The following is a 6,614-nucleotide window of genomic DNA, read 5'->3' on the forward strand; positions in this document are numbered from 1 at the left end:
CTCTCCCGCATGCGGGAGAGGGGTTGGGGTGAGGGCAGCTTCCGGGCTGAGGGCAGGGGGGCGGAACGCCCCTGATGTCCCGATTCGATGGGCTCCGCCCGCACCCTCATCCGCCCTACGGGCACCTTCTCCCGCTGGGAGAAGGCAATGGCGATAGCGCATGCAAGACCTCCTTTCCGCCCTCTGCCTCGTCGCCGTCATCGAAGGCCTGTTCCTGTTCATTGCACCGCTGGCGTGGAAGCGGATGGCCGCGCAGCTGCTGGAGCAGCCGTCCTCTGCGCTGCGCGGGATGGGCGCGGTGGCCGTTGTTATTGGCCTGGGCTGCCTGTGGTGGGCCCGGCACTGAACCAAACCCTGACGGCCATACCATCCTGAACTCGCGGGGGTGGTAGCTGTCATGCAAAACCCGGATAATCCAGAAAAGCCGGTCGGGCCGCTCCTCAAGAGCATCCCGTCCGGCTTTTTCCGTGTATGACCCTGGCGTTTGCCGGCAGCTCCCCGATGGGGCTTCCACCATGGCGGACCAAGGGCGGTACACGGCCCCGTCCGCGGCCCCGATGGCCGCAGCAAATTCAGGAGTTACCCGTCATGGGTCAATCAGTTGTTGTTCTCGGCGCCCAGTGGGGCGATGAAGGCAAGGGCAAGATCGTCGATCTGCTGACCGAAGAAATCGGCGCAGTTGTGCGTTTCCAGGGTGGTCACAATGCTGGCCATACCCTGGTCATCAACGGCAAGAAGACCGTCCTGCACCTGATTCCGTCCGGCATCCTGCGCGATGACGCGCTGTGCCTGATCGGCAATGGCGTGGTGATTTCCCCGGCCGCCCTGCGCAAGGAAATCGAAGAGCTGGAAACGGCTGGCGTTGAAGTCCGTTCGCGTCTGAAGATCTCCCCGGCAGCGCCGCTGATCATGCCGTACCACATCGCCCTGGATCAGGCCCGTGAGAAGGCCGCCGGCGGCAAGGCCATCGGCACCACCGGTCGCGGCATCGGCCCGGCCTATGAAGACAAGGTGGCGCGTCGCGGCATCCGCATCGCCGACCTGCATTACCCGGAGCAGCTGGCTGAAAAGCTGCGCGCGGCGCTGGATTACCACAACTTCGTGCTGACCAAGTACCTGGGCGTGGAAGCGGTCGATTTCGACACCGTCTACCAGGAAGCCCTGGCCTTCGGCGAATACGTCGAGCCGATGAAGTCCGACGTTGCCGGTATCTGCCATGACCTGCGCAAGCAGGGCAAGCGCGTGCTGTTCGAAGGCGCGCAGGGCGCGTTGCTCGATATCGACCACGGCACCTACCCGTACGTCACCAGCTCCAACACCACCGTCGGTGGTGCACTGGCCGGTGCCGGCGTTGGCGCCGATGCCATCGATTACGTGCTGGGTATCGCCAAGGCTTATGCCACCCGCGTTGGCGGTGGCCCGTTCCCGACCGAACTGGACGATGAAATCGGCCAGGGCATCCGCGACCGCGGTGCCGAGTACGGCGCTTCGACCGGTCGTCCGCGTCGCTGCGGCTGGATGGACATCGTCGCGCTCAAGCGCGCTGTGGCCATCAACGGTATTTCCGGCCTGTGCATCACCAAGCTTGACGTGCTCGACGGCATGGAAAAGCTCAAGGTCTGCATTGCCTATGAATACCGTGGCAAGCGTTCGGAATACGCGCCGCTGGACGCGCAGGGCTGGGAAGAGTGCACCCCCGTGTACCTGGAGTTCCCGGGCTGGAGCGAAAACACCCACGGCATCACTGAGTGGGACAAGCTGCCGCCGGCCGCACGCGCCTACCTGCGTTCGCTGGAAGAGCTGGCGGGCTGCCCGGTGTCGATCGTCTCGACCGGCCCGGACCGCGACCACACCATGATCCTGCAGGATCCGTGGGGCTGATAGCCGCACCGTGATGTAAAAGCCAACGCCCCGCGAAAGCGGGGCGTTGGCGTTGTAGTGCCGACCCATGGTCGGCAGGGGCATTACCGGCCAGGTTTCTGCCGAGCAGCGCTTACCGTCAGGGCTGATCCAGCGGCGTACCGTTGAGCTGACGTTCGATGATTTCCAGGATGGTCGCCACGCTGACACCAAACGAGCCGGCATTTCCGGCATCGAATGCCTCGCGCCATTGGCCATAGCCCTTCAGGTAGGCCGGGTCCGGCGCCTGCTGGCCCAGCAGGCGCAGCTGGCTGCGCTGCAACGTCTGGTCAGTGACCGGGGCATGCGGGAGTTCGGTCATGAGGCCGCCGGGCACGCCTGGGTGACGAACCTTCAATCCATCCAGAGTGACGTGGTAGATGTTGCCGCCGCCGAGTGGATGCTGGTCGATGCGGTTGATCAACAGCGTGGGCTGCTCATCCTGATGGCGGCCTTGGCAGGCCCACAGTTGGCCGACAACGTAGGGGTTTGAGGGGCTGGCTTGGGACATGGGCAGGCTTTCGGGTGCAGGTAGGCCCGATCATGCCGCCAATGCCGGCGGCGGACTTGTCTTCATCTGGCGGATGCTGGCCCGGGCAGGTACTTATGGCCAGCGCGGTAGCGGCCCGGGGCTGGCTAGAATGGCTGGGCACGCCCCCCGCTGCCAGCCTGAATGACCCGATGCGTATTGACCCTGCCGAAATTGAAGCGCTGTTCGACGCCATTCCCAGCGTGCTGTTTTTTGCCAAGGACATCGATGGACGCTACACCCACGTCAACATCACGATGATGCAGCGGCTGGGCATGAAGTCGCGTAACGACGCGATCGGCAAACGCGCCGATGAGCTGTACCCGGTGGGCATGAGCGAAGCCTATGTGGCGCAGGATGCACGCGTGCTGGCCGGTGAGGTGATCGAGAACGTGATGGAGCTGCAGCTGTTCCCCAACCAGCAGCCGGGTTGGTGCCTGACCTGCAAGCGGCCCATCGTCGAGAACGGCAAGGTGATCGGCCTGATCGGTATTTCGCGCGACCTGGGCCAGCGCGGCGGGCTGGAGTCGCAGTACGAACCCTTGCGGCTGGCGTTGGATTACCTCAACACCCATTACGCCGAAAACGTGCGCATGCAGACCTTGCTGGACATCACTGGCTTCTCGCTGTCCAAGCTGGAGCGCTCGTTCCGCAAGGTATTCCAGATGACCCCGCAACAGGTGCTTACCCGCCTGCGCATCCAGATCGCCCTGCACCTGCTGCATGGCGAGGACAGTGTTGCCAGCATCGGCCAGGCCTGCGGCTTCAGTGACCAGAGCGCGTTCACCCGCAAGTTCAAGGCCGAGGTCGGCATGGCGCCGCGCCAGTACCGGGCGATGATCGCAGAGCGGGCACAGCAGGAAGCGGCGCGCGCAGGGCTATGACTTCCGGGAGTGTTGGGGGGCGGTAGAGGGGTAGATGATGCGAAGTGGTGGGCATCAAGCCCATGTTCTTCCGTCAGGAGCTTTGATGCGCCGTTCCCTTGTTGTTGCGATCAGTCTTGCCCTTTGCTGTGTTGCCTCGCCTGCAGTGTTTGCTGCTGAACCGGCAGCTTCCGCTGCGGCCGGCAATGAAATCACCACCCAGCTGCCGCGCACCGCGCGTCCGGATCATTACCGGGTGCAGATCACCCCGCATGCCGGGCAGATGCGCTTCGATGGCAAGGTCAGCGTTGATCTGGAAGTGCTGCAGCCCACCGACAGCATCGTGTTGCAGGCCGCCGGCATGCGCTTTGGCAAAAGCCAGCTGCAGCCGGCCGGCGGTGGCAAGGCGATGCCGGCCACGGTAAGCGTGGACGAGGCCAACCAGACCGCCAGCTTCCGCGTTGCCGCGCGGCTGGCGCCAGGCCGTTATACGTTGAACATTGAGTACAGCGGCAGCATCAATACCCAGGCCAATGGCCTGTTTGCGCTGGACTACCCGGTGGCCGATGGCAGCAAGAAGCGCGCGCTGTTCACCCAGTTCGAGAACTCCGACGCGCGCCGCTTCATTCCGTCCTGGGACGAGCCAGGCTTCAAGGCTACCTTCGATCTGAGCGTCACCGTGCCGGAAGCCGAGATGGCGGTCAGCAACATGCCGGTGGCGAGCAGCAAGCCGCTGGGCAAGGGGCTGAAGCAGGTGGTGTTCCAGACCACACCGAAGATGTCGACCTATCTGCTGTTCTTCTCCAGTGGCGAGTTTGAACGCGCCACCGTCAATGAAGGCGGTACGGAAATTGGTGTCATCGCCCAGACCGGCAAGGTCGAGCAGGCGCAATTCGCGCTGGAAGGCAGCGCCGAGGTGTTACGTGAGTACAACGACTATTTCGGCGTGAAGTATCCGCTGCCCAAGCTCGACAACGTCGCAGCACCGGGTGGCAGCCAGTTCTTCAGTGCAATGGAGAACTGGGGCGCGATCTTCACCTTCGAATATGCCTTGCTGCTAGACCCGGCGGTTTCCAGCATCTCGGACAAGAAGGGGGTGTTCTCGATCGCCGCGCATGAAATCGCGCACCAGTGGTTCGGCAATCTGGTGACGATGGCCTGGTGGGACGACTTGTGGCTCAACGAAGGTTTCGCCTCATGGATGGAGGCCCGCACCACCCGCAAGCTGCATCCGGAATGGGACATCAACAACGTCGATGCCGCGCAGACCAGCCGTGCGGCGATGGGCCGCGATGCTTATGCGACCACGCATCCGATCGTGCAGCACGTGGCGACGGTGGAGCAGGCCAGCCAGGCATTTGATGGCATCACCTACGGCAAGGGCTCGGCGGTGATCTCGATGTTCGAGGACTATGTGGGCGCCGATGCCTGGCGCGATGGAGTGCGTCGCTATGTTGCGGCCCATGCCTATGGCAATGCGGTCACCGATGACCTGTGGGCCGAGATCGACAAGGCGGCGCCGGGCAAGCGTTTCATTGAAGTGGCGCATGACTTCACCCTGCAGCCGGGCGTGCCCTTGATCCGCGCCAGCAGCAGCTGCGTGGGCGGCAATACCCAGGTGAAGCTTAGCCAGGGCGAGTACACGATTGATCGCAAGGACAAGCAGCCGCTGCACTGGCGCGTACCGGTGAGCCTGCGCGTGGGCAGTGGCGAGGCGGTGCATACCTTGGTCGACGGTGATACCCAGAATCAGTTGCCGGGCTGCAGCGGGCCATTGCTGGTCAATGCCGGGCAGAAGGGCTATTACCGCACGCTGTATGCACCGGCCCAGTTCAAGGCCTTGAGTGCCGGCTTCGACAAACTGCCGGTGGTCGACCAGCTCGGCGTGATGATGGATACCAGTGCCTTGGCTGCCGCAGGTCTGCAGCCGGATGCGGACCTGCTGGATCTGACTGCAAAGGTCGCTGCTGATGCACCGACCGATCTGTGGGACATGGTCGCTGGCACCTTGAATGGCATCGACAGCATGTTCGATGGCGATGCGGCACGGCAGGCAGCATTCCGCGGCTATGCGCGCTCGCGGCTGTCGCCGGTGCTGCAGTCATTGGGCTGGGACGGGCAGGAGGGTGACTCGGCGCAGACCAAGGAGCTGCGCAGCAGTTTGATCAGTACCTTGGCGGCGTTGGACGACGCACAGGTGATTGCCGAAGCGCAGCGTCGTTTCGATGCTTTCCTGGCCAAGCCTGATTCGCTGTCGCCAGAGCTGCGCAGCAGCGTACTCGGTGTGGTGGCCCGCAATGCCGACGCAGCCACCTGGGACAAATTGCACAGGCTGGCCAAGCAGGAAACCTCGGCGATGGTGCGTGACCAATACTACGGTCTGCTGGCGGTGGCCAAGGACAAGGCGCTTGCACAGCGTGCGCTGGACATGGCGCTGACCGATGAGCCGGGTGCGACCAACAGCGCAGGCATGATTGGTGGCGTGTCGCGCAAGCATGCGGAGATGGCGTTTGATTTCGCCGTTGCCCATCGCGAGAAGGTGGACACCCTGGTCGACAGCACCTCGCGTGCGCGCTATTACCCGGGCCTGGGTCGCAGTGCCGACAGCCTGCAGATGGTGGAAAAGATCAAGGCATTCGCCGATGCGCATATTGCACCGACTTCGCGGCGGGATGCGGAGACGGTGATTGCCGGGATCCAGACAAAGCTGCGACTGCGCGAGGAGCGCAAGCCGCAGGTGGATGCGTGGTTGAAGCAGAAGGGATATTGAAGCGCTGCGGCTATGAAGCCATGGATGTAACTGCAGCTGTGAAGCCATGAACGCAACTGCAGTTGTGAAGCCCCTCTCCCGTTTACGGGAGAGGGGTTGGGGTGAGGGGAGGCTTCTAGCTAAGCAAAGGCAAAATCCCCCTCATCCGCCCTTCGGGCACCTTCTCCCGTAAACGGGAGAAGGGACAGCAGAGGCACAAGCACAAGCAGAAGCAAAAGCACAAGCACAAGCAGAAGCAGAAGCAAAAGCAGAAGCAAAAGCAGAAGCAAAAGCAGAAGCAAAAGCAGAAGCAAAAGCAGAAGCAGAAGCAAAAGCAGAAACCGAAGTCGAAGCCGAAGCCCAAAACCTTGTCATCTGTGGTTTTCGCCGCTCCAGAAACATCCGGCGCTCCAGCTCCCCAATCAACACAAAAAAACAGCCGGCTTTCGCCGGCTGTTTTCATTCACGCCATCAGGCAATCAAGCCCCGATCACGCCTCGACATCTTCCTTGTACGCATCCACCGGAATGCAGGCGCACATGATGTTCTTGTCGCCGTACACATTGTCCACGCG

General features: G+C 62.7%; 6 protein-coding genes. 4 read left to right on the forward strand and 2 right to left on the reverse strand.

Going from position 1 to position 6,614, the window contains the following annotated elements; all coding sequences use genetic code 11:
* Positions 1–160 precede the first annotated feature (160 nt).
* Together ABB27_RS18660 and ABB27_RS18665 are read left to right on the forward strand one after the other, a co-directional pair.
* Positions 161–346: a DUF2065 domain-containing protein gene (locus ABB27_RS18660; RefSeq protein ID WP_057630792.1), complete on the forward strand. Its 186-nt coding sequence runs from the start codon at positions 161–163 to the stop codon at positions 344–346.
* Positions 347–588: 242 nt separating this feature from the next.
* Complete coding sequence (locus tag ABB27_RS18665) at positions 589–1,881, forward strand: adenylosuccinate synthase (protein ID WP_057630794.1); 1,293 nt, start codon at positions 589–591, stop codon at positions 1,879–1,881.
* A gap of 118 nt (positions 1,882–1,999) precedes the next feature.
* On the opposite strand, the gene ABB27_RS18670 is transcribed toward ABB27_RS18665, so the two are convergent.
* Positions 2,000–2,410, reverse strand: coding sequence for a hypothetical protein (locus tag ABB27_RS18670; protein WP_152984688.1), 411 nt, complete (start codon positions 2,408–2,410; stop codon positions 2,000–2,002).
* Between the two features lie 170 nt (positions 2,411–2,580).
* Here ABB27_RS18670 and ABB27_RS18675 point away from each other — a divergent pair, with 170 nt between their 5' ends.
* Both ABB27_RS18675 and ABB27_RS18680 read left to right on the forward strand, forming a co-directional pair.
* A complete protein-coding gene (locus ABB27_RS18675) occupies positions 2,581–3,312 on the forward strand; it encodes an AraC family transcriptional regulator (protein WP_057630800.1) in 732 nt (243 codons plus the stop codon).
* Between the two features lie 85 nt (positions 3,313–3,397).
* Positions 3,398–6,061 (forward strand): M1 family metallopeptidase, encoded by a 2,664-nt coding sequence (locus tag ABB27_RS18680; protein ID WP_057630798.1) that lies wholly within the window; start codon positions 3,398–3,400, stop codon positions 6,059–6,061.
* A gap of 141 nt (positions 6,062–6,202) precedes the next feature.
* Here the strand turns inward: ABB27_RS18680 and ABB27_RS18685 are convergent, their stop codons facing one another.
* Positions 6,203–6,442 carry a hypothetical protein gene (locus ABB27_RS18685; protein WP_152984689.1) on the reverse strand — a complete coding sequence of 80 codons (240 nt, stop codon included), beginning with the start codon at positions 6,440–6,442 and terminating at the stop codon, positions 6,203–6,205.
* Positions 6,443–6,614 lie beyond the last annotated feature (172 nt).

This window comes from Stenotrophomonas terrae (assembly GCF_001431465.1).
Taxonomy (GTDB): domain Bacteria; phylum Pseudomonadota; class Gammaproteobacteria; order Xanthomonadales; family Xanthomonadaceae; genus Stenotrophomonas; species Stenotrophomonas terrae.